The sequence below is a fragment of the Larsenimonas suaedae genome (genome assembly GCF_023712105.1).
Taxonomy (GTDB): Bacteria; Pseudomonadota; Gammaproteobacteria; order Pseudomonadales; family Halomonadaceae; genus Larsenimonas; species Larsenimonas suaedae.
In genome coordinates this window covers 22924-43058 of the sequence record NZ_JAMLJI010000002.1, presented here as the reverse complement: position 1 = coordinate 43058, position 20135 = coordinate 22924, and the positions used below count along the sequence as shown (strand labels likewise).

The 20135-nt window shown below is 59.4% G+C and carries 18 protein-coding genes; 4 read left to right on the top strand and 14 right to left on the bottom strand.

Annotation, left to right across the window (positions count from 1 at the left end; all coding sequences use genetic code 11):
• Positions 1–144: 144 nt before the first annotated feature.
• The 3 genes from NAT49_RS06185 to NAT49_RS06175 are packed head-to-tail and all read left to right on the top strand — an operon-like array spanning position 145 to position 5903.
• Positions 145–3909 (top strand): response regulator, encoded by a 3765-nt coding sequence (locus NAT49_RS06185; RefSeq protein ID WP_251592125.1) that lies wholly within the window; start codon positions 145–147, stop codon positions 3907–3909.
• Positions 3902–4294: a response regulator gene (locus tag NAT49_RS06180; RefSeq protein ID WP_251592122.1), complete on the top strand. Its 393-nt coding sequence runs from the start codon at positions 3902–3904 to the stop codon at positions 4292–4294. Before NAT49_RS06185 ends, NAT49_RS06180 begins: the two co-directional genes overlap by 8 nt.
• Entirely contained in the window at positions 4281–5903 is a 1623-nt protein-coding gene (locus tag NAT49_RS06175) for a diguanylate cyclase (protein ID WP_251592115.1), read from the top strand. Before NAT49_RS06180 ends, NAT49_RS06175 begins: the two co-directional genes overlap by 14 nt.
• Here NAT49_RS06175 and der read toward each other — a convergent pair.
• From der to NAT49_RS06105, 14 genes are all read right to left on the bottom strand, one after another.
• The gene (der, locus tag NAT49_RS06170; RefSeq protein WP_251592110.1) at positions 5900–7306 is read right to left on the bottom strand and encodes a ribosome biogenesis GTPase Der; all 1407 of its coding nucleotides are present in this window, start codon (positions 7304–7306) and stop codon (positions 5900–5902) included. The two genes, NAT49_RS06175 and der, sit on opposite strands and share 4 nt — an antisense overlap.
• Before the next feature lie 147 nt (positions 7307–7453).
• On the bottom strand, positions 7454–8602 hold the full coding sequence (gene bamB / locus NAT49_RS06165; RefSeq protein ID WP_251592103.1) for an outer membrane protein assembly factor BamB: 1149 nt from the start codon (positions 8600–8602) through the stop codon (positions 7454–7456).
• Positions 8599–9261, bottom strand: coding sequence for a YfgM family protein (locus NAT49_RS06160; RefSeq protein ID WP_251592101.1), 663 nt, complete (start codon positions 9259–9261; stop codon positions 8599–8601). Before NAT49_RS06160 ends, bamB begins: the two co-directional genes overlap by 4 nt.
• A 25-nt stretch (positions 9262–9286) precedes the next feature.
• On the bottom strand, positions 9287–10576 hold the full coding sequence (gene hisS, locus NAT49_RS06155) for a histidine--tRNA ligase (protein WP_251593537.1): 1290 nt from the start codon (positions 10574–10576) through the stop codon (positions 9287–9289).
• 45 nt (positions 10577–10621) lie between these two features.
• Positions 10622–11740 (bottom strand): flavodoxin-dependent (E)-4-hydroxy-3-methylbut-2-enyl-diphosphate synthase, encoded by a 1119-nt coding sequence (ispG, locus tag NAT49_RS06150; protein ID WP_251592099.1) that lies wholly within the window; start codon positions 11738–11740, stop codon positions 10622–10624.
• Positions 11741–11746: 6 nt separating this feature from the next.
• Positions 11747–12727: a RodZ domain-containing protein gene (locus tag NAT49_RS06145; RefSeq protein WP_251592091.1), complete on the bottom strand. Its 981-nt coding sequence runs from the start codon at positions 12725–12727 to the stop codon at positions 11747–11749.
• Positions 12724–13461, bottom strand: coding sequence for a type IV pilus biogenesis/stability protein PilW (gene pilW / locus NAT49_RS06140; RefSeq protein ID WP_251592089.1), 738 nt, complete (start codon positions 13459–13461; stop codon positions 12724–12726). Before pilW ends, NAT49_RS06145 begins: the two co-directional genes overlap by 4 nt.
• Positions 13462–13542: 81 nt before the next feature.
• Complete coding sequence (gene rlmN, locus NAT49_RS06135) at positions 13543–14679, bottom strand: dual-specificity RNA methyltransferase RlmN (protein ID WP_251592081.1); 1137 nt, start codon at positions 14677–14679, stop codon at positions 13543–13545.
• A 67-nt stretch (positions 14680–14746) separates the two neighbouring features.
• On the bottom strand, positions 14747–15175 hold the full coding sequence (ndk, locus tag NAT49_RS06130; protein WP_251592074.1) for a nucleoside-diphosphate kinase: 429 nt from the start codon (positions 15173–15175) through the stop codon (positions 14747–14749).
• A 128-nt stretch (positions 15176–15303) separates the two neighbouring features.
• A complete protein-coding gene (locus tag NAT49_RS06125; protein WP_251592072.1) occupies positions 15304–15630 on the bottom strand; it encodes a HesB/IscA family protein in 327 nt (108 codons plus the stop codon).
• A gap of 41 nt (positions 15631–15671) precedes the next feature.
• Positions 15672–16817: a cysteine desulfurase family protein gene (locus NAT49_RS06120; protein WP_251592070.1), complete on the bottom strand. Its 1146-nt coding sequence runs from the start codon at positions 16815–16817 to the stop codon at positions 15672–15674.
• Between the two features lie 9 nt (positions 16818–16826).
• Positions 16827–17312: a Fe-S cluster assembly transcriptional regulator IscR gene (gene iscR, locus NAT49_RS06115; protein ID WP_251592068.1), complete on the bottom strand. Its 486-nt coding sequence runs from the start codon at positions 17310–17312 to the stop codon at positions 16827–16829.
• Between the two features lie 65 nt (positions 17313–17377).
• Entirely contained in the window at positions 17378–18235 is an 858-nt protein-coding gene (gene cysE / locus NAT49_RS06110; protein WP_251592067.1) for a serine O-acetyltransferase, read from the bottom strand.
• 14 nt (positions 18236–18249) lie between these two features.
• Positions 18250–19068 (bottom strand): RNA methyltransferase, encoded by an 819-nt coding sequence (locus tag NAT49_RS06105; RefSeq protein ID WP_251592065.1) that lies wholly within the window; start codon positions 19066–19068, stop codon positions 18250–18252.
• A gap of 150 nt (positions 19069–19218) precedes the next feature.
• On the opposite strand from NAT49_RS06105, the gene NAT49_RS06100 reads away from it, so the two are divergent.
• The gene (locus tag NAT49_RS06100) at positions 19219–20022 is read left to right on the top strand and encodes an inositol monophosphatase family protein (protein WP_251592063.1); all 804 of its coding nucleotides are present in this window, start codon (positions 19219–19221) and stop codon (positions 20020–20022) included.
• The last annotated feature ends 113 nt before the right edge of the window (positions 20023–20135 follow it).

The following is a 20135-nucleotide window of genomic DNA, read 5'->3' as shown; positions in this document are numbered from 1 at the left end:
TCTGATCGTTTGAGTGATGTCGTCCAAATGCAAGGCGCCGTAAGGCGCCTTTTTTATTGCCTATTTCGTGGTTACCGAATTTTATAGGTGTATTACCGTTCACTTTAGCCGTTACTACTTTTACCCATTGTTAAGGCGTATGGCATGAACGGGATCCCCTCGACTCTCAAACATCCAAAGTCGCTGGCCGCGCTTGGCATCCTGCTGATCGTAATCTTCTTCAGCTATATGATGTCAGCGTCGTTGCGTCATTCCGACGAGGACTGGCACGCAAGCCTTCATAAAGACATTGTTCTCGAGCAGCAGGCCCTGTCCAAGATGCTGGCCTTGAGCGTGGATTCAATGCGGCAGCAGGTCGAATTGATTACTGCCAATACCGCGCTTGCCGAGCTGATGCAGCAATGGTCGCGTGCTGAAGACAGGGCCACGCGGGCGGCGCTCAAGACCCGTTTCGACGCGCAAATGACGCCTTACCGTCGAGCCATCGAGACAAGCAATGTGGATTATCTTGCGATCTATGCCCCCGGCGAGGCGTCACCGTTGTTCGAATACGGACAGCCGTCTGAACGCTCCAATCGATCAGCCTCGCTCCGTGACGATACGCCGGACAGCGCATCACCGATAATCCACGAGGACCTGGGTCTCAATCAGCGCGTTACGGGGTACTTCGACGTGCCCGGTGCCGAGCGCGCGCGCCAGGGGAGGATCGTGATCAGCGATTCGCTGATCGATAATTTCTACGCGCTTTCGAAGACGCTCGATCTTGTGGTTACCCCCGTCGTGGCGCCGTCCTCCTGGGTCGGTCAGTCTCCCGCCGAGTGGCGCGTGGCGGATGAGTCGAATGAGCAGGCCCGAGCACTTCTGTCTCGGCTCGAGGGGCAGTCCGAGCGACAGGTTTCTCTTGGTGAGCGTATCTACTATGCGGCGGTGGTGCCGTTGGGCACCGCCGGCAATCTTCATGTCATCGTTGCCGAGGACATTACCGCGCGAGCTGAAATGCACCGATGGCATTACCTGCAAAGCATCGGTCGCTGGTGCATTGGCATGCTGCTGGCGGCCTGCGGGCTCTTGATCCTGTTGGTTGCCCATGGCCGGTCAACGCGTCGTCAGATGAGCCAAACGCAGCAGTCGCTTGAACGTCAGGTCAAGGCGCTGCGGGCGCTCAATGAAGTATCCGCCAACCGAAAGCTCGAGCTCGACAAGCGCATTTCCCATGCCCTTGCCATCGGCTGTGAGTTTCTGAATCTTCCGATCGGCATCGTCAGTCGCATCAACGGCGACGACTACATCGTTCGCTTCCAGTGCTCGCCAGAGGGCGCACTGAAGGGCGGTGAGCGGTTTTCGCTGACAGATACCTATTGCGGTATCACGCTCGAACAGGATGGCATGTTGGCCTTTTCCGATGTCGAACAAACGACCTACCTGGATCATCCGTGTCATCGCATCATGCAGGTCAAAGCCTATATCGGCGTACCGCTGTGGGTCGGCGGCATGCGCTACGGTACGGTCAACTTTTCAAGCCCGTCGGTGAGAGCGTTTGAAATGACCAGCCTGGACGAGGAGTTTTTACTGGCGCTGTCACGTTGGATCGGTACCGCACTGCACACCCATCATGAAGAGCAGCAGCGAAGCGAGCTGATGGCGCGCATGGGCAAGGTCAGCCAGCACCTGCCTGGCATGATTTATCAGTTCCGCGAAGATGTGGATGGCCACACCTCCTTCCCCTATGTCAGCGATGGCATCAAGGACGTTTACGGCGTTACCCCAGAGGATGTGCGGTTTGATGCTTCAGCCGCCTTTACCCCTATCCATGAAGAAGACCTAGCCGCCGTGATCGATTCCATTACCCGCTCGCGGGAGCAACTGGTGCCCTGGAGTATCGATTACCGTATCCGGGGTGATGCCGGGGAGGTGCGCTGGATGCGCGGCAGTTCCACGCCTGAGCGCGAACCCGACAACGCCACCACCTGGTACGGGTTCATTTACGATGTGACCGATCAGAAGCTGGCGGAAGAGGCGTTGTTGCAGTCACGTCAGCGACTGGAGGCACTGATCGAGGCGTCGGTCAATGTTGCCTTCATTGCCATGGATCTGGACGGAGACATCACGCTGTTCAATTCGGGCGCTCAGAACCTGTTTGGTTACCGGGAAGACGAGGCGCTCGGTCGGTCGGCGCAGTCGTTGTTGCTGCTGTCCAACGAAGTGGATGCCTACCATGAGCAACTGTGCGACGAGCTGAACATCTCCGTAAGCAAGCAGCACGTTCTGGTCGAGAAGGCGCGCAGGGACGGTGAAGAGACGCGTGAATGGAACTGTCGCACCCGTACCGGCAGCGATATCACGGTGTCGCTGGTTCTGACCGCCATCAAGGATCAGCAGGGGCAGCCGGTAGGCTATCTGGCCATTGGCCAGGACATCAGTGAGCGCAAGCGTATCGAGCGCATGAAGAGCGAATTCGTCTCAACCATTAGCCATGAACTTCGCACGCCGCTGACGTCCATTTCTGGCTCGCTTGGACTAGTGACCGGTGGCGCGCTGGGAGAGCTTCCGGAGCAAACCAAGAGCATGCTCGACATCGCGCACAAGAACGCCAAGCGCTTGAACGTTCTTATCAATGACCTGCTGGATATGGATAAGCTGGTGGCCGGCAAGATGCGTTTCGACATCGAAGTGCAGCCATTGGCGCCGCTGCTTGAGCAGGCGCTTCTCGCCAACGAGGCCTACGCGACCCAGTTTGGAGTCACGCTCGATCTGGAGCTGGATGAGCCTTGCCATGTCGCGGTCGATGCCGACCGTTTCCAGCAGATCATGGCCAACTTTCTGTCCAATGCCATCAAGTTCTCTCCCGAGGGTGATCGGATCATCGTTCGTGCACGGCCTTCAAGCCTTGGGGTTCGCGTCGAAATCGAAGACCATGGGCCAGGCATCTCCGAGTCGTTCAAATCAAAGATTTTCGACAAGTTTTCCCAAGCCGACTCTTCGGATACCAAGAAAAAGGGCGGTACCGGTCTTGGGCTTGCGATCAGCCGTGAACTGGCGTATCGAATGAATGGACAGGTCGGGTTCGACTCCGAGGAAGGCGCGGGCAGTGTCTTTTATGTCGACTTGCCTCGAGTCGAGTCATCGAGCGCTCATGATGTGGTCAAGGATGCAGGTGATCTGCGGCCTTCGGTGCTTATCGTCGAGGACGATACCGATGTGGCCGGTCTGCTGTCGGATCTGATCGAGCGGTGGGGGTATCGCGCGACGGTTGCCCACACGGGCAAGGCGGCGCTCGAGCTGCTCCAACTGCAGCAGTTCGATGCCATGACGCTTGATATGATCTTGCCTGATTTTACCGGCACCACACTCATGCAGCGCCTGCGCGCGGATGAGCGCTATCATGACTTACCGGTCATCGTGATTTCGGCGCACATGGCCAACGGCTCATTGCAGCTGACGCGCGGCGTCAAGGCGCTTGACTGGTTGAACAAGCCCCTGGATGAAACCCGGTTGTTGAGTGTACTGCGCAAGGCGATGGGGAACGGAACGCATCGAGGGCGCATTCTTCATGTAGAGGATGACCATGATCTCCACCATGTCATCGCGACCATGTGCCGACGCGTCGCCGACCTCGACGCCGCACCGGATCTGGCCACGGCGCGGACCCTGCTGTCCGAGCAGGATTATGACCTGGTGCTGCTTGATCTTGGTCTACCTGACGGGTCCGGATGGGAGCTGATGCCGCTGATTCAACAAAAGGCCAACGTGCCGCCGGTGCTGGTGCTTTCAGGCAGTGAAGTGACTGCCGAACAGCAGAGTCGGGTGTATGGCGCGGTGGCTAAATCACGTATTTCCAACGAAGCGTTTGTCAACGTTCTTCGCAAGGCGTTGAACGAGGGCCAGGCAGGGGGTGGTTTAAATGACTGAACTCAAGAGTATCTTGCATGTAGAAGACGACCCCTCGATTCAGGCGGTCGCACGGGTGGCATTGGAGACGGTCGGAGGATTCGAGGTGACAGGCTGTGATGATGGCCAGCACGCTCTGGAAACGCTTGCCGGATTCAAGCCGGATCTGATCCTGATGGATGTGATGATGCCCAACCTCGATGGCCCCAGTACGCTCAAGAGGCTTCAAGCAGATCCCGAGCTTTCCCGCATTCCCGTCGTGTTCATGACCGCGAAGATTCAGCCGGCCGAGGTAGAGGAGTATCGGGCAATCGGTGCGGCAGACGTGCTTGAAAAGCCGTTCGATCCGATGACGCTCGCCGATCGTCTCAAGCGAATCTGGGAGGATGTCCATGTCGACCCCTGAAGAGGTTCAGGAACAGCTCGCGGCACTGAGGGCAAATTATCAGATCCGGCTGAACTCCGATCTTGCCGATCTTCATCAAACGGCGCTTGAGCTCAGTGAGTCTCTTTATGACCACGTCCGCCTCAAGACGCTGCGCGATGGGTTGCACCGTATCTCGGGCTCGGCCGGCTCGTTCGGGTGCGCATCGATCGGGCTTCGCTGCCGTGATTATGAGCAGCGTACACAGATGTGGCTTGATTCATCGGCCACGCCTGAGGCCGCGCGCATGCTTGAGTTGTGTCAGGGGCTGAGCGTGCTCAAAAATGAACTCGAGCAGATGATCAAAGGAGGGGGGGAGGCCTCAGCGGCCGATGTCGATGTTCCGGCGCTCGACTCGCCGGTACGCATCAGTCTGGTCGGCAATGAGTCGTCGGAGCATCGCGGTATCGCCGATGCGCTCGAGGGCTTTGGGTACGCGGTGACGCTTGATTCCAACCCGAAGGCGCTGGCCCAGGGTGGCGCACGTCCCGACGTGGTGATCGCCGACTATCAGTCGCTTGACCCTGAACTCAGTGCGCTGTTCGAGCCCAAGGGGGCGCCGGCGCTGATTCTTCTGGATCGAACCGATTCCTTTGACCGCCGGCTTGAAGCCGTTCGCCACCACGCAAAGGGGTACTTCGTGTATCCCATCGACATTCCTCGCCTGGAAGCGCGCATTCGGCGTCTGGCGAGCCGTCATACTCAGGATCCGTACCGCGTGGTCATCGTTGACGATGATGCGGAGCTTTCCGAACATTTTCGGCTGGTGCTCGAGGGTGCCGGCATCGACAGCCGGGTCGTGAACGAGCCGTCGCACATTGTCGCTGCTCTACGGGACCACTTGCCCGACATTTTGATCGTCGATATCAATATGCCTGGATGCAGCGGGCCGGAGCTCGCTCAGGTATTAAGACTTGATGATGACTGGCTCAAGGTGCCCATCATTTATCTGTCGGCTGAAACCGATCAGGATCGGCGGGCCCTTGCGATGCGCCAGGCCGGTGACGATTTCCTGGCCAAGCCGATCGGCGACAGCGAACTGGTCAATGCGATCAAGGTGCGCGCACAGCGCTCCCGGCAGTTGAGCGAAGCACTCGAGCGCGATGGTCTGACCGGGCTGATGAAACATGCGGCCCTGAAGGAACAGCTCGAGATCGAAGTGTCACGCGCCCAGCGCATGGACGCCCCGGCGAGTGTGGTCATGATCGACATTGACCGCTTCAAGTCGATCAACGATACCTACGGTCACGCCACCGGCGATTACGTCATCCGGCTTCTGGCCAATCTGCTGCGTCGGCGCCTTAGAAAGCTGGATACGGTTGGGCGCTATGGGGGGGAGGAGTTTGTCGCCATCTTGCCGAACTGTTCGCTCAAGGACGCCGAGCGTATTTTCAATGAAATTCGGCTCAACTTCAGTCAGCTCGATTGCGTGGCCGGAAAGGAAAGTTTTCGAGTGTCATTCAGTGCAGGCATTGCACCCATCGGCCCATCGAGCCATGGGGCGCAAGTGCTGGAAGCCGCCGATCAGGCCATGTATGAGGCCAAGACCGGCGGGCGTAACCAGGTGCGTGTCGCAGTCAGTGCGGATTAACGGCGGCTCCGACGCGCTTCCTTGGTGCGCGCCAGCTGGCGTGCCTTGGCCTTTTCGCGATCCGTTGCCCCCTGATTCGAGTCGTAGGGGTTGTCGTTGGCGCGAAACTCGAAGCGAATCGGTGTGCCACGAACCTTCAGTACCTTGCGAAACGTATTGATCAGGAACCGTTTATAGGCGTCCGGCAGGGCATCAACCTGATTGCCGTGCACCACAATGATGGGTGGGTTACTGCCGCCCTGGTGGGCCATTCGCAGCTTGATGCGACGACCGCGCACCAGCGGTGGCTGGTGTTCGCCGACCGCGTCCTGAAGCAGTGTGGTCAGGCGGTTGGTCGACCAGCGTGCGGTCGCGCTCTTGAAGGCGCGTGTGATCGAAGGGTAAAGATCGCCAACGCCGGTGCCGTGCAGCGCTGAAATGAAATGCATGTCGGCGTAGTCGGCAAAACCGAGCCGTCGCTTCAATTCCGAGCGCATCTTCTCCTTGGCGTCGCTTTCAAGCCCATCCCATTTGTTAACCGCCAGTACCAGGGCGCGGCCAGTGCTGAGTACGTAGTCGAGCAGGTGAAGGTCCTGTTCGACAAGGCCCGTGCGGGCATCGAGCACCACGATGGCGACGTTACACTGCTTGATGGCGTCGAGAGTCTTGATGATCGAGAACTTTTCCGCCGCTTCGGTGACATTTTTCCGGCGTCGAATCCCTGCCGTATCGACCAGAACGTAGGGCTTTCCGCGTCGCTCGAAGGGAATCTCGATCGCGTCCCGGGTCGTGCCGGCCTGGTCGAAGACCACGACACGCTCTTCGCCGAGCATGCGGTTGACAAGCGTTGACTTGCCGACGTTGGGTCGGCCGACTACACCGATGCGAATGCCCTGATCGTTGTCGAGCTCCGGATGAAGCAGGTCCTCCTGCTCCGGGTAGGGCTCGAGCACGTGCTCGATCAGTTGCGAGACGTTACGGCCGTGTTCGGCGGCAATGGCAATCGGGTCGCCAAGGCCCAGCGTCCAGAAGTCCGAGGTGGCAATTTCTTCCTGCATGCCATCGCTTTTATTGACCACAAGCCAGGTCTTTTTCTGGTTCATGCGCAGGTGATTGGCGATGGCTTCGTCGGCCGGCATCAATCCCGCGCGCGCATCGACCATGAAAAAGACGATGTCGGCTTCATCGATGGCCAGCAGAGACTGCTCGGCCATGACAGCGTCGATGCCCTGTTCGTCACCGCTGATGCCGCCGGTGTCGATTACGGTAAAGGGCTTGCTGCCCAGCTCGCCGTTGCCGTAATGACGGTCGCGGGTGAGGCCTGAGTAATCGGCAACGAGCGCGTCGCGAGAGCGGGTCAGGCGATTGAATAGAGTGGATTTGCCGACGTTGGGGCGGCCGACTAGTGCGATAACGGGATTCATGAGGCCTCGGCGTGACGCGTGACTGGCTTGAAGCGGATGGGCGATTGAAGCGCAATGGATGATTGCAGGGCGCCTATGATAGCGCATATTGCTCGAACGGGGAAAAGAGACGGCCTGCGTGCGTTACGCAGGCCGTCAGGGCGTGTATCAGGGTGTCTTTTTGGGTTTGAAGGACACCACATCGCCGTCGTTGGTCAGGGCGAACAGGGATTGGCCGTCGCTTTGCAGACCCACACTGATGCCATTGCCGCCAAGCCCGGTACGTCCGAGCAGCGCGCCGTTGCGCGCGTCGAGGGCGTGTACGTAGCCTTCAAAATCACCGACATAGAGTCGTCCGCTCAAGATGGCAGGTGCGCTGAGCTTGCGGCCCTCGAGGTCGTCGTTTTGCCAGATAAGCTGCCCGGAGCCTGCATCGATGGCCAGCACATCGCTTTTGGCGTTGACGGTGAACAGGTAGTCACCGGCCAGTATCGGCGTCTGGTAGCTCGATTCATCCCGCTGCCAGATCACCTGGCCATTGCGAGCGTTGAGGGCCATCAGCTTGCCGTTGTAGCTGGTCACGAACAGGCGACCGTCCTGGCTCAGCACCGGCTGGCCGTTCAGGTCGACCAGCTGGTCAACTTCGGTACGCCCCTTGGGTACAGCGACCTGGCGACCCCAGAGTGGCGCGCCGTTGCGATTGTCGAACGCCATCAGACGGCCATTGGCAAAGCCTGCGAACGTGACGGGCTCGATGGTCTTGGGCGTGCCGCTGCCTCTGAGCGTGAGCGAGGGCTGTGATGCGGTATAAAGCCACTTTTGTTCGCCGGTAAAACGGTCGAGTGCGGTCAATGATCCATCGATGCCTTGAACGATCACGAGGCCGCTGTTGAGCTGCGGCGGCGCGAGCACTTCACTCGATACGTTCTGATTCCAGGCCACCTTGCCGCTGTCGCCATCGATGGCCAGCACGTGGCCATCCTGCGTGCCGACATACAGACGCCCGGCGTCATAGGTCAAGCCGCTTGAAAGCGCGTAATCGAGATCCACGCTCCAGTTGACCTTGCCGGTCTCGTTATCGATGGCCTCGATGTGGCCCTCGGCGCTTGCCGCGTAGAGCGTATCGGACCCGAGCGCCGGCGTGATCGGATAGCGGGCGCGCCCGAGGCTGCCAACACCTTCCGACCATTGCTCGTTGAATGAGACCTTGGGTGTAAGATCGGTCAGTGGCTTGGGCGGATTGGCAGGCGGATTGCCGGCGCAACCGGCCAGTAAGCCTACCAGCGCAGCTGGGGCAATCAGGCGGAACATGCTCATGGCGTCTCCTCGGGCGCGAGATCGTCGATTTTGAGTTGAAGGCCGAAAATCGGCAGATCGGATTGTTGGGCGTGTTGCTGGGCGGCTTTATACGCCTTGAGTGCCTGCTGGTCTTGACCGAGCGCCTGATGGGCATCGCCTCGAATGGCCTCGGCATAGCCTGAAAGCGGGCCATCGGACAGTGATGACAGTGTCGACAGCGCGTCTTTCGGTGCGCCCTCGCCGAGCTGCAGTCGAGCCAGATTGATGCGCGCGACACGCTCGATGTAGGCGTCCTGATTACGCTCGATCAATCCCGACAGGATATTGCGTGCGCTGTCCATCGACCCGTCCTGTACGGCAAGACGCGCCTGAATGAGCGTGGCCAAGTTGGCGTAGAGCGTATCACCGTCCTTTTGCTCGATGGTGTCGATCAGCTCATTGACCTTGGGGCGCGTTTGATCATCGATCGTCTGGTTCTGGCTGACCAGCTGGATCAGCTGCTGATAGCGGCTGGAGGCCTCGGCCGCCTGGCGCTCCTGATGATCCTGCCAGTATTTCCAGCCGAACACGGCGATGCCAGCCAGTACGGCGCCCACGAGGATCGAGCTGCCGGAGGATTTCCACCAGCGCTTGATGGCGTCTACCTGGTCTTCTTCACTTCTCAATTCGTCTGCCACGAGGCACTCCTAAATGACCTGTTCGTCAGCGGGCGTTGGGAAAGCGCTCGGCCAGCAACTGCGCAAGTTCTGACTCGTTAAGCGTCTGCTGTTCGAGCGACTCGCGCATGTACTTGAGGCTGACCTTTTGATCGCGAAGCTCGTCTTCACCCAGTATGAGCGCAATGTTAGCGCCGCTGCGGTCGGCCTTTTTCATCTGGCTCTTGAAGCTGCCACCCCCGCAGTGCACCTGAAGGCGAAGCCCTGGCAGAGCATCTCGAAGTGATTCACCCAAAAGCATGGCCTGGCGCTCGGCGGCTTCACCAAAGGCCATGAGATAGACATCGACCTGTTGGTGCAGGTCGCCCGGCACCAGCCCCAGCGTATCGAGCAGCAGCACCAGACGTTCAACGCCCATGGCAAACCCGACCGCAGGCACAGCCTTGCCGCCGAGCTGTTCGACCAGGCCATCGTAGCGCCCGCCGGCGCACACCGTGCCCTGACTTCCGAGGGCGGTGGTGGTCCACTCGAATACGGTACGGTTGTAGTAATCGAGTCCGCGCACCAACCGTGGGTTGACGACGTAGGGGATGCCGGCGCTATCGAGCAGACTTTTCAGCGTCTCGAAATGCGTGCGGGAATCGTCGTCCAGGTGATCCAGCAGTTGAGGTGCCTGCTCGATCATGTTTTGCATCTCCGGCGTCTTGCTGTCGAGGATGCGAAGCGGGTTGGTATGCAGGCGTCGCTTGGCATCCTCATCAAGGACATCCATGTGCGCGCTGAAATACTCGATCAGACGCTCACGATACGCCGCACGGGCCTCGTTGGAGCCGAGTGAGTTGAGCTCGAGGGTCACGTGCTCGGTAAGGCCGAGCTGCTTCCAGAGACGGGCGGTCAGAAGGATGGCTTCGACATCGATGTCCGGGCCGTCGAGGCCGAAAATCTCGGCACCGACCTGATGAAACTGACGATAGCGGCCTTTCTGGGGGCGCTCGTAGCGAAACATCGGGCCTGTGTACCAAAGCCGTTGCGTCTGATTGTGCAGGAGACCACTTTCGATCGCGGCGCGCACGACGGAGGCCGTGCCTTCAGGGCGCATCGTGAGGCTTTCACCGTTGCGGTCGTCGAAGGTGTACATTTCCTTTTCGACGATGTCGGTGACCTCGCCGATCGAGCGCTTGAAGAGGTTGGTCTGCTCGAGAATCGGAGTTCGAATTTCCTGATAGCCATAGCGGCTCATCAAACTGCGAATGTGGCCTTCAAAATATTGCCAGAGCGGTGACTGCTCCGGCAAAAGGTCGTTCATGCCACGAATGGCTTGTATCTTGCTCAAAATCAACTCCTGAACCAGAGCCGGCCATGGTTGCCGGCTCGCGCATTATTATCGACCGTCGCTGGTGATCAGCTGGTCACGGGCGGCTTCCTTGGCGGCCGCCTTTTCACGAATCAGACGCTCCAGATCATCGACCAGATGATCGTTGCGAAGCTTGCTGGCCGGTTTGCCATCGATGTACACGAGGTTGTTTGGGCTACCGCCGGTCAGGCCCAGATCGACCTCCTTGGCTTCGCCGGGGCCGTTGACCACGCAACCGATAACCGCCACATCGATGGGGGTCATGACATCTTCAAGCCGTTCTTCGAGCGCATTCATGGTGCTGATGACGTCGAAGTTCTGGCGTGAGCAGCTCGGGCAGGCAATGAAATTGATGCCACGAGAGCGAAGCTTCAGGCTCTTTAGAATGTCGAAGCCGACCTTGATTTCCTCAACCGGGTCGGCGGCCAGCGAAATGCGGAGGGTATCGCCGATGCCTTCCATGAGCAGCATGCCAAGACCGACCGACGACTTGACCGTGCCCGAGCGCAGTCCGCCGGCTTCGGTGATGCCCAGGTGCAGCGGCTGTTCGATCTTGTCCGCAATCAGCCGGTAGGCTTCAACTGCCATGAACACATCGCTTGCCTTGAGCGAGACCTTGAAGTCATGGAAATCGAGCCGGTCAAGATAATCGATATGGCGCATGGCGGATTCGACCAGCGCCGCCGGTGTGGGTTCACCGTATTTTTTCTGAAGGTCTTTTTCGAGCGAGCCCGCATTGACGCCGATACGGATCGGAATGCCGTGATCGCGGGCGGATTCGACCACCGCCTTGACCCGGTCTTCGCGTCCAATGTTGCCCGGATTGATGCGCAGGCAATCGGCGCCGAGCTCGGCCACCCTCAGCGCGATGCGGTAATCGAAGTGAATGTCGGTGACCAGTGGGACGCTGACGCGTTTCTTGATTTCGCCGAACGCCTCGGCACAGTCCATGTCGGGAACGCTGACGCGAACGATGTCACCGCCGGCGTCAGCGATCTTGTTGATCTGCGCGACGGTTGCATCGACGTCCAGGGTGTTGGTGTTGGTCATGCTCTGAACCGTAATCGGCGCATCGCCGCCGATCGGAACCGAGCCGACATAAATTTTGCGTGAAACCCGCCGGGTGATCGGTGATTGGCTGTTCATGGCTATCTACTGATTCAGAGTGAATTTGGCAACATTATTGCTTCGCGTGTGTGACGCAAGGTTTACATCGGTGCCGTTGAGCGTAAGGGTAACATGGCTTGCATTACCGATGGTCAGCTTGAACGGTGGGGTCCCCTCGGCGCTTGCTGACGTGCCTGCTTTCTGAAGCCCGGTCAATATCGTGGCGCCGGTGTTATCGGTGATGCGAACCCAGGAGTCCTCGGCGAACTCGAGCGCAAGTGTCGGCGTCGCCGGCGTGGCGCTGTCGGCGTTTGAGTCGTCACTGGCGGCGCGTTCATTGCTGTCCGGCCCGTCTCCAACATCGCTTTGAGCCATGCTGGCGCCGTCACGACCGTCTTGCGTTGCCACTTGAAGACGATCGTTGGTGTCGATGGTGGCTTCGGCCGAGTCGGCCACACGCTCGTTTTCGATCTCAGGCGCTGAAGGCGCGAGTGATGACGCGTCGCTGGGCTCTATGCTGTCGATGGGTGTTGAATTGGTTGCGTCGGTGTCAATCGCTTCTGACGTCGGCGTATCATCAAGCGAGTCGGTGTCGCTCATGCCGGGGGTGTTGTCCCGGCTTTGCCACCAGGTAAGCGTTAGTGCGACCAGGGCGGCAATCACGATCAGCGTGACGATCGGAAACAGGATCTTGCCCCACTTGCTGGGCGGCTTGATGGTGTTGACCGGTGCGATGCGCGTGGTGGTCTGATCATCACGGCCGAATTCACGGTCATGGGCATCGACGATCATTTTTTCGTCCATGCCAAGCAGCCGCGCATAGGCGCGCAAGTACCCGCGGCGGTAGGCGCCAACGGACACCTGATCAAACTGATTCTGCTCGAAGGCACTGACCAGCGACGGACGAAGATTCAAACGGTCGGCAACGCTATCAAGGCTCAAGCCCTGGCGCTCACGCTCCTGCTTCAAGAGGGTTCCAGCGGGCTGCTGAGGCGAAGAAGGTGCAGTGTCGTAGCGTTCCGTCATTCGATCGTATCCTTGTTATCTTCAGGCTTGGGCGCGACGTTTTCGGGAGCGCGAGCAGGCAGTTTGTCGAGTTGATTCAACAGCGCCTGGCTTTGGGCATCCGCACCCGAGAGTCTCTGATAATAGCGTATCGCATGGCGGGCTTGCACAGGATCGCCTTGCTGGATGTATAAACGCGCCTCGATCAGATACGTCCGGGCATAACGAGGATCGATGGTTTTTGCACGCTCAAGGCTTTGCAGTGCGGCTGTGTTATCGCCGAGTGCGATCCGGCACTGGCCGAGATTACTGTAAAGTTGAGCGCGACGGGGGTAGTTGGTGTCTTCGGCGGCGCGCTCGAGCTGTTGGCAGGCGGGCTCATAGCGCTTTTGAGAAAAAAGAAACGTGGCGTAGTTGTTGCGCGCCTGGGTGAACTCGGGCGCCTGGTCGAGCGCGCGCTGATAATAGCGGTCAGCCAGTGCGTTATCCTGCTGGCGCTGGGCCAGAAGGGCCATGCCCTGTAGGGCGTGCGGATCCTGGTCATCAAGGCGCAGCGCGCGGTTGAGTGCCTGCTGAGCGCGGGGAAGATCGTCGCGCTGAAGGTAAGCCAGGCCCAGTTCCGTATAGGCGCCTGCCGGCGACTGGTCGAGCGTCTCGGTGGCGGGTCGAGTCGCAGTTTGCGCGCAGCCTGTAAGTATCATCGCGCCGATCACGACTGCAATGATTGAGGGCATCCAACGTAGGTGGTGCGTCATGGTGCGCTCACCCTAGAGTCGCTCGACTGTGAAAAAAGAACCTGGCCCATCAAAGCGTTGCCTGACCATCAAGTCAAGGCATCAATCGGCATCGATGGACAGTGCCTGAATGTAGCGCTCCTGACGCCGGGTACGATCCTTGACGCGCCCGACAAGCTGACCGCAGGCCGCGTCGATGTCATCGCCTCGGGTCATGCGCACCGGTGCATTGTATCCACGTTCAAACAGCCACTGCTGGAAGCGCATGACCTGATTGCGCGAAGGCTTCTCATACCCGGAGTTGGGGAACGGGTTGAAAGGGATCAGGTTGATCTTGCAGGGCAGTTCATCAAGCAGCGTTGCAAGGGCGTCCGCGTGCGCCTGTTGATCGTTGATGTCCTTCATCAAGGTATATTCGATCGTGATGGCGTGGATGCTGGGGCACTTTTCAAGATAGCGCTTGCAGGCGTCCAGAAGGGTTCGAATGTTGTACTTGCGGTTGAGCGGAACGAGGGTGTTTCGAAGCTCATCGTTTGGCGCGTGCAGTGAGATCGCGAGACTGACTTCGATGTCATCGCCAAGCTTGTCGATCATCGGCACCACGCCGGACGTGGACAGGGTCACGCGACGCTTGGACAGGCCGTAGGCGTTGTCATCGAGCATCAGGTGCATGGCGCTGACGACGTTGTCGTAATTGAGCAGGGGTTCACCCATGCCCATCATCACCACATTGGTGACCGGGCGCTGTCTGGAGTCCTTGAGGCCACCGCCGCGCTTGGTGGCGACCCACACCTGACCGATGATTTCGGCGCTGGTGAGGTTTCGCTGGTAGCCCTGTTTGCCGGTGGAGCAGAAGCTGCAGTCCAGCGAGCAGCCGACCTGTGAGGACACGCACAGGGTACGGCGCTGACCGTTGTCGGAGGGGATCAGTACGGTTTCGACGTAGCTGCCATCCTCGACCTCGAGCACCCATTTGCGGGTGCCGTCCTTGGATTCGCCTTCATAGACGATACCCGGCGGACGTATTTCGGCCACGCGCGCCAGTTTTTCGCGCAGGGGCTTTGAAAGATTGGTCATGTCTTCGAAGCGATCACACCCTTCGGCATGGATCCACTTCATGACCTGGGTGGCGCGAAACTTCTTTTCTCCCTGCTCGACGAAGAAGGTCTCCATCTGGCGACGAGTCAAGCCAAGCAGATTGACAAGGGCGGTATCGGGGGTAGGCGTCGTCATGGGCATCGGTCGTTGGTCGGGAGATAAGGGCGTGGCGGCAAGAGTGCCGCCACTGGAAGTAACGTGCCGCTACTTAGCCGCGCGGGCAAAGCTCGCTGTCTTCGAAGAAGAATGCGATTTCGCGGCTGGCGGATTCCGGTGCGTCGGAACCGTGAACGGCGTTGGCATCGACCGAGGTCGCGTAGTCGGCGCGGATGGTGCCAGCGTCGGCTTTCTGCGGGTCGGTTGCACCCATCAGTTCACGGTTCTTGGCGATGGCGTTGTCGCCTTCGAGGGCCTGAACCATGACCGGGCCAGAGGTCATGAAGCTGACCAGGTCGTTGAAGAACGGGCGTTCCTTGTGTTCAGCGTAGAAGCCTTCAGCCTGCTCCTGGCTGAGCTGCATCATTTTCGCAGCAACGACGCTCAGGCCGTTCTTTTCAAAACGTGCGTAGATTTCGCCGATCACGTTTTTGGAAACGGCATCCGGCTTGATGATGGAAAGCGTGCGTTCCAACGCCATGGGTAACTCCTTTGGATAACTGAAATGACAGACACGCCCGTATGGCGTTCTGTGTTGCAAGCGCGAGGTCGTCGCAAAGCGCGGCATTATAGCGGCTAGACCGCAGCCATGCACGACCGGTTGCGCGATTAAACGCTGAAGCTTTCGCCGCAGCCGCACTCATCTTTAACGTTTGGATTGTTGAACTTGAAAAAGCGGTTCAACCCTTCCTTGACGTAGTCCACTTCGGTGCCATCGAGCACACCAAGCGCCTCGTTGTCCACGATGACCTTGACGTCGTGCTCTTCGAACACGTTGTCGTCGTCGGTCACGGCGTCGGCGAAATCCAGTACGTAGCTGTAGCCTGAACATCCGCTCGGTTTAACGGTAACTCGAAGGCCGAGGCCTTCGCCACGCTCGGAAAGAACGGTTTTGATCTGGTCGGCAGCGGCCGGTGTGATACCTATCCGGGGCATTGTTCTCACCTCCCGGTGAAATCTTGAACATCTGGGTCTGATTATGCGCGCAATGTTGTCAAAGCGTGCTTGAGTTCGGCAAGGGCGAGGTCGATGTCGTCATCGCGGGTAAATCGCCCGAAGCTGAAACGAATCGAGGCCAGCGCCTCCTCTCTGGGAACGCCGATTTCCGTCAGAACGTAGGACGGGTCGACGCTTGCTGAATTACAGGCAGAGCCTGTGGAAATTGCCAGTTTGCGCAGGGCCATGATCAAGGACTCACCTTCGACGCCGTCAAATCCGACGTTGACGATGTTGGGCACGCTGCCCATCAGCGGCGAATGGATGTGGACGCCTTCGAGGGCGACCACGCCGTCTCGAAACCGGCTGTTGAGAATGTGCAGGCGGTCCTTGTCCTTTGCGTGATCCTCGAGCACCAGTCGGAAGGCCTCGCCCATGCCGACGATCTGATGGGTCGGAAGCGTGCCCGAGCGCATGCCTCGCTCATGTCCGCCGCCGTGAATCAGCGGGGCGATTTGAAGGCCTCGGCGCACGAAGAGGGCGCCAACGCCTTTCGGGCCATAGGCCTTGTGCGCCGACAGCGACATCAAATCCACCGGTAGATGCTGAAGATCGAGCGGAATCTTGCCGACGGCCTGCGCGGCATCGACGTGAAAGGCGGCGCCATGGGTATGCACGACCCGGCCAATGGCTTGCAGGTCGTTTTCGGTGCCAAGCTCATTGTTGACCGCCATCACCGACACAAGCGTTGTATCGCTTCGAAGCGCACTTTTGATGGCATCCGGTGTGATCCGGCCCTGGCTGTCCGGCTTGACCCAGCTGACCTCGAATCCTTCCGCCTCGAGTGCGATGGCCGTATCGATCACGGCCTTGTGTTCGATGGTCGAGGTGACCAAGTGATGACCGCGGTCGCGATGAGCTCTCATGTACCCGATCAGGGCGAGGTTGTCGGCCTCGGTGGCGCCCGAGGTCCAGACGATTTCACGTGGGTCGGCACCAACGGTGTCGGCCACCTGGCGCCGAGCCCCTTCGACGGCCTGCTCGGCCAGCCAGCCAGCCATGTGACTGCGTGATGCCGGGTTGGCGAAGGTGCCGTCCTCGGTCAGGTAGTCGGCCATCAGGCGAGCGACGCGCGGGTCGACCGGTGTCGTTGCCGCGTTATCCAGATAGATGAGAGACGCGTTCATGAGAACCCTTCAGTGACCGGTGGCGTGGGGAAGCGTTAAAGGTTGAGGCTCTTCATCGGCCCTTTGTGTCTGTCGTTGAGCGATGGCCTGCACCTCACGGCGTCTCAACAGCTCGCCGAGCGTGATGCCGCTCAGAAAATCATGAATCGCATCGGAAAGATCGCACCACAGGTGGTGGGTCAGACAGGTCTCACCGTGCGTGCAATCCCCTGCGCGTTGGCATCGGGTCGCATCGATCGATTCATTGACCGCATCGATAATGGCCGATACGGCGATGTCATCGGCGTCCTTGTTCAGAAGATAGCCTCCACCGGGGCCACGCACGCTCTTGACCAGGTTCTGGCGGCGCAGCTTGGCAAACAGCTGCTCCAGATAGGACAGCGATATCTCCTGGCGCTTTGAGATGTCGGCCAGGCTCAACGGCCCTTCCGGCTGACGAATGGCCAGATCGAGCATCGCGGTGACGGCGTATCGACCCTTGGTCGTGAGGCGCATGATGATTCCTGTTCAAAGACCCTACAAGCTGTACGTATTTTCGAAAACCTGAGTGAAATAATCAACTATTTTCGGGGCGGCGTATCGTGGCCGTCTGTCGCGTCGCGTTTATCCGCTGAATCGTGGCGCGGTGAACAGGGGTAATCGAGTTCATCGAGCGCGGCGATGAAGTCGTCGCGATCAAGCGAGGGCAGGTCGTGCGTTCGAAAGGTGTCATCGATCTTTCGAAGCGCAAGACACATGCGGTCGATCCGGTCGTCGACGCTTTGAATATGGTCGAGTACGGCGTGCAGTGAGCGCGCCATGGGATCGGGCATCTCCTCGCCCATGCCGTAGGCATCGAAGCCGAGCTTGTCACGCATGGCCGCACGCTCGGGGCGGTCGCTCGCCGCGTCGTTTGACGCGTCCTTGCGTTGCTTCACGACCTTGCCCGGGATGCCGACCGCGGTTGCACCTTCGGGCACATCCTTGGTGATGACCGCATTCGAGCCGACACGCGCCTGATCGCCGAGGGTAATCGGGCCAAGAATCTTGGCGCCTGCGCCCACGATGACGCCATTACCGAGTGTGGGATGGCGTTTGCCCTTGTTCCAGGTTGTGCCGCCAAGAGTGACGCCATGATAGAGCGTGACGTCATCGCCGACTTCGGCGGTTTCACCGATCACAACGCCCATGCCGTGGTCGATGAAAAACCGCCGACCGATTCGGGCGCCGGGGTGAATCTCGATGCCGGTCAACCAGCGGGCCAGCGTCGAATTGAATCGGGCCAGCCATTTGAGATTGCGCGTCCAGAGCCGGTGCGAGATGCGGTGCGCCATGACAGCGTGCAGACCGGGGTAGGTGGTCAGTACCTCGAAGGTGGTGCGTGCGGCCGGGTCGCGGTCAAATACGCTTCGAATGTCTTCTTTAATCAACTCAAGCATGGCTTGCTCTCGGCTTAGTCGTTAGGCGTGTGCTTGTCGAATTCGGTCAGCATGCCCCGAAGGATATTGACCTCGACCGTGTCGAGTCGCGCCCGTAGATAAAGTCGGCGCAGCCGGGCCATGAGCTGGCGTGGGTTATCGGGTCGGTGGAAGCCGGAGCGAGTCAGGCTGGTTTCCAGGTGCGTGAAAAAGCGTTCGAGGTCGTCGTGGCTCGCCAGCGGATGGTCCCACGTTACGCCGAAGGGCATTTTCTCGTGCGCGGTCTCTGACCCTTTCGCTTTTTCCAGCGCGGTCTCGTCGAGGGCGACGTTGCCTGGGTCACTTTCGGCCTCAAGCCAACCCTGGCGGCACTCATAGCAAAGAACTTGAACCGCGGCCGCCAGATTGAGTGAGCTATAACCGGGGTTGGCCTGGATGTGCACATGCTGATTACAGCGCTGCAGCTCATCGTTGCTGAGCCCTGAGTCTTCGCGTCCAAACACGATGGCGACCTTGCCGGGGGCGTCTCCCCGGCCTTTGAGCTCACTCGGCAGGCGCCGGGAAAGCTCCCGCGGTGAGATCATCGGCCAGGGCAGGGTGCGTGAGCGGGCGCTGCAACCGACCACCAGGGTGCAGTCTTGGACGGCCTGATCGAGGCTTTCGAACATCCGAGCGCTATTTAAAATATCTTCCGCGCCCGAGGCGCGCGCCTGAGCTTCTTCATCGAACGGGTCACAGCGGGGGGTGACGAACGCGAGGTGGTCAAGGCCCATGGTTTTCATGGCCCGGGCCGTCGCGCCACAGTTGCCCGGATGGCCGGTGCCGATTAACACGATGCGTATGCGGTCAAGCATGAGGAAAGGCTACTCTCTTAAATGCGACAAGCGCGCTATCCTAGCACGTCGAGCCGGATATGCGGTGCGACGGCCTCGCAGCGCGCCGCGTTTTTTGATATCATCGCGCGGTTCTTTAACAGCCCCATTTTCACCGCTCAAGGCCCGATCATGCATCCTATGGTCCAATTTGCGCTGCGTGCTCTACGCGGCGCCTCCGAACAGCTCAATCGAGTCCGTGATCGTCTGGACATCGCTCGAGAAACCCAATCTCAGGACGCGCTCTTGGTCGACACCGCGCGTTATATCGAGGAAAACATCGCGCGGCAGTTTGCCAAGGGCTACCCGCTTCACGGCATCAGCGGCCGTTACCTGCCCTTCAAGGAAGGCAGTGGCGAAGGCGCGGATTACCACTGGAAAATCGAGCTGTTTCACGGCTACCAGAACCTCGCCATCAATGCCAACGGCTGTGCCCTGTCGCTGGTGTGCATGTTCAAGGGCCGTGCCGAGCACGCCGTTGTGCTGAGCCCGTTCACTGATGATGAGTACCTCGCCAGTCGTGGGCGCGGCGCGCATTACAACGATAAGCGAATGCGTGTCAGTGGTCACATCACCGAAGACGAAGTTCGCCTCGCCATGGGCGTGCCCGAGATGCATGTGCGCTCGCGCTATTTCCCGGATTACCTGAGCGTGCTGCAGCGCATCGGTGTGCAGTCAAGCGTGGTTCGAACACTGGGTTGTCCGGTGCTCGAACTTGCTGAGCTCGCCTCGGGGCGCGTCGATGCAGCCTTCGTGTTCGGTATTGAAGAGCAGGATCTGGCCATCGCCCAGCTGATGCTGAAAGAGGCCGGTGCGCTGATCGGTACGCCGAGCGGGCAGCCGCAGGTCGAACCCGACGGTGCGTTGATGGCTGCCAATCCGCGACTCTACAAGCAGCTGGTGAAACTGGTGAAGCCGAGCCTGGTCAACGCCTGATCACCTGGTCTGGTGCGCTTGCGTCGGCACCTACAAAAAAAGCCCGGTTCTTTAACCGGGCTTTTTTTATGTCCTGCATTTCCCTGTGTCGATGTTTAGGCCCTGCATCGATG

Bases quoted from the DNA above. Each gene is read 5' to 3' on its own strand.
- NAT49_RS06185 (WP_251592125.1), top strand. From the start codon at position 145: ATGAACGGGATCCCCTCGACTCTCAAACATCCAAAGTCGCTGGCCGCG.
- NAT49_RS06180 (WP_251592122.1), top strand. From the start codon at position 3,902: ATGACTGAACTCAAGAGTATCTTGCATGTAGAAGACGACCCCTCGATT.
- NAT49_RS06175 (WP_251592115.1), top strand. From the start codon at position 4,281: ATGTCGACCCCTGAAGAGGTTCAGGAACAGCTCGCGGCACTGAGGGCA.
- der (WP_251592110.1), bottom strand. From the start codon at position 7,306: ATGAATCCCGTTATCGCACTAGTCGGCCGCCCCAACGTCGGCAAATCC.
- bamB (WP_251592103.1), bottom strand. From the start codon at position 8,602: ATGAGCATGTTCCGCCTGATTGCCCCAGCTGCGCTGGTAGGCTTACTG.
- ispG (WP_251592099.1), bottom strand. From the start codon at position 11,740: ATGAACAGCCAATCACCGATCACCCGGCGGGTTTCACGCAAAATTTAT.
- NAT49_RS06145 (WP_251592091.1), bottom strand. From the start codon at position 12,727: ATGACGGAACGCTACGACACTGCACCTTCTTCGCCTCAGCAGCCCGCT.
- pilW (WP_251592089.1), bottom strand. From the start codon at position 13,461: ATGACGCACCACCTACGTTGGATGCCCTCAATCATTGCAGTCGTGATC.
- rlmN (WP_251592081.1), bottom strand. From the start codon at position 14,679: ATGCCCATGACGACGCCTACCCCCGATACCGCCCTTGTCAATCTGCTT.
- ndk (WP_251592074.1), bottom strand. From the start codon at position 15,175: ATGGCGTTGGAACGCACGCTTTCCATCATCAAGCCGGATGCCGTTTCC.
- NAT49_RS06125 (WP_251592072.1), bottom strand. From the start codon at position 15,630: ATGCCCCGGATAGGTATCACACCGGCCGCTGCCGACCAGATCAAAACC.
- NAT49_RS06120 (WP_251592070.1), bottom strand. From the start codon at position 16,817: ATGAACGCGTCTCTCATCTATCTGGATAACGCGGCAACGACACCGGTC.
- iscR (WP_251592068.1), bottom strand. From the start codon at position 17,312: ATGCGCCTCACGACCAAGGGTCGATACGCCGTCACCGCGATGCTCGAT.
- cysE (WP_251592067.1), bottom strand. From the start codon at position 18,235: ATGCTTGAGTTGATTAAAGAAGACATTCGAAGCGTATTTGACCGCGAC.
- NAT49_RS06105 (WP_251592065.1), bottom strand. From the start codon at position 19,068: ATGCTTGACCGCATACGCATCGTGTTAATCGGCACCGGCCATCCGGGC.
- NAT49_RS06100 (WP_251592063.1), top strand. From the start codon at position 19,219: ATGCATCCTATGGTCCAATTTGCGCTGCGTGCTCTACGCGGCGCCTCC.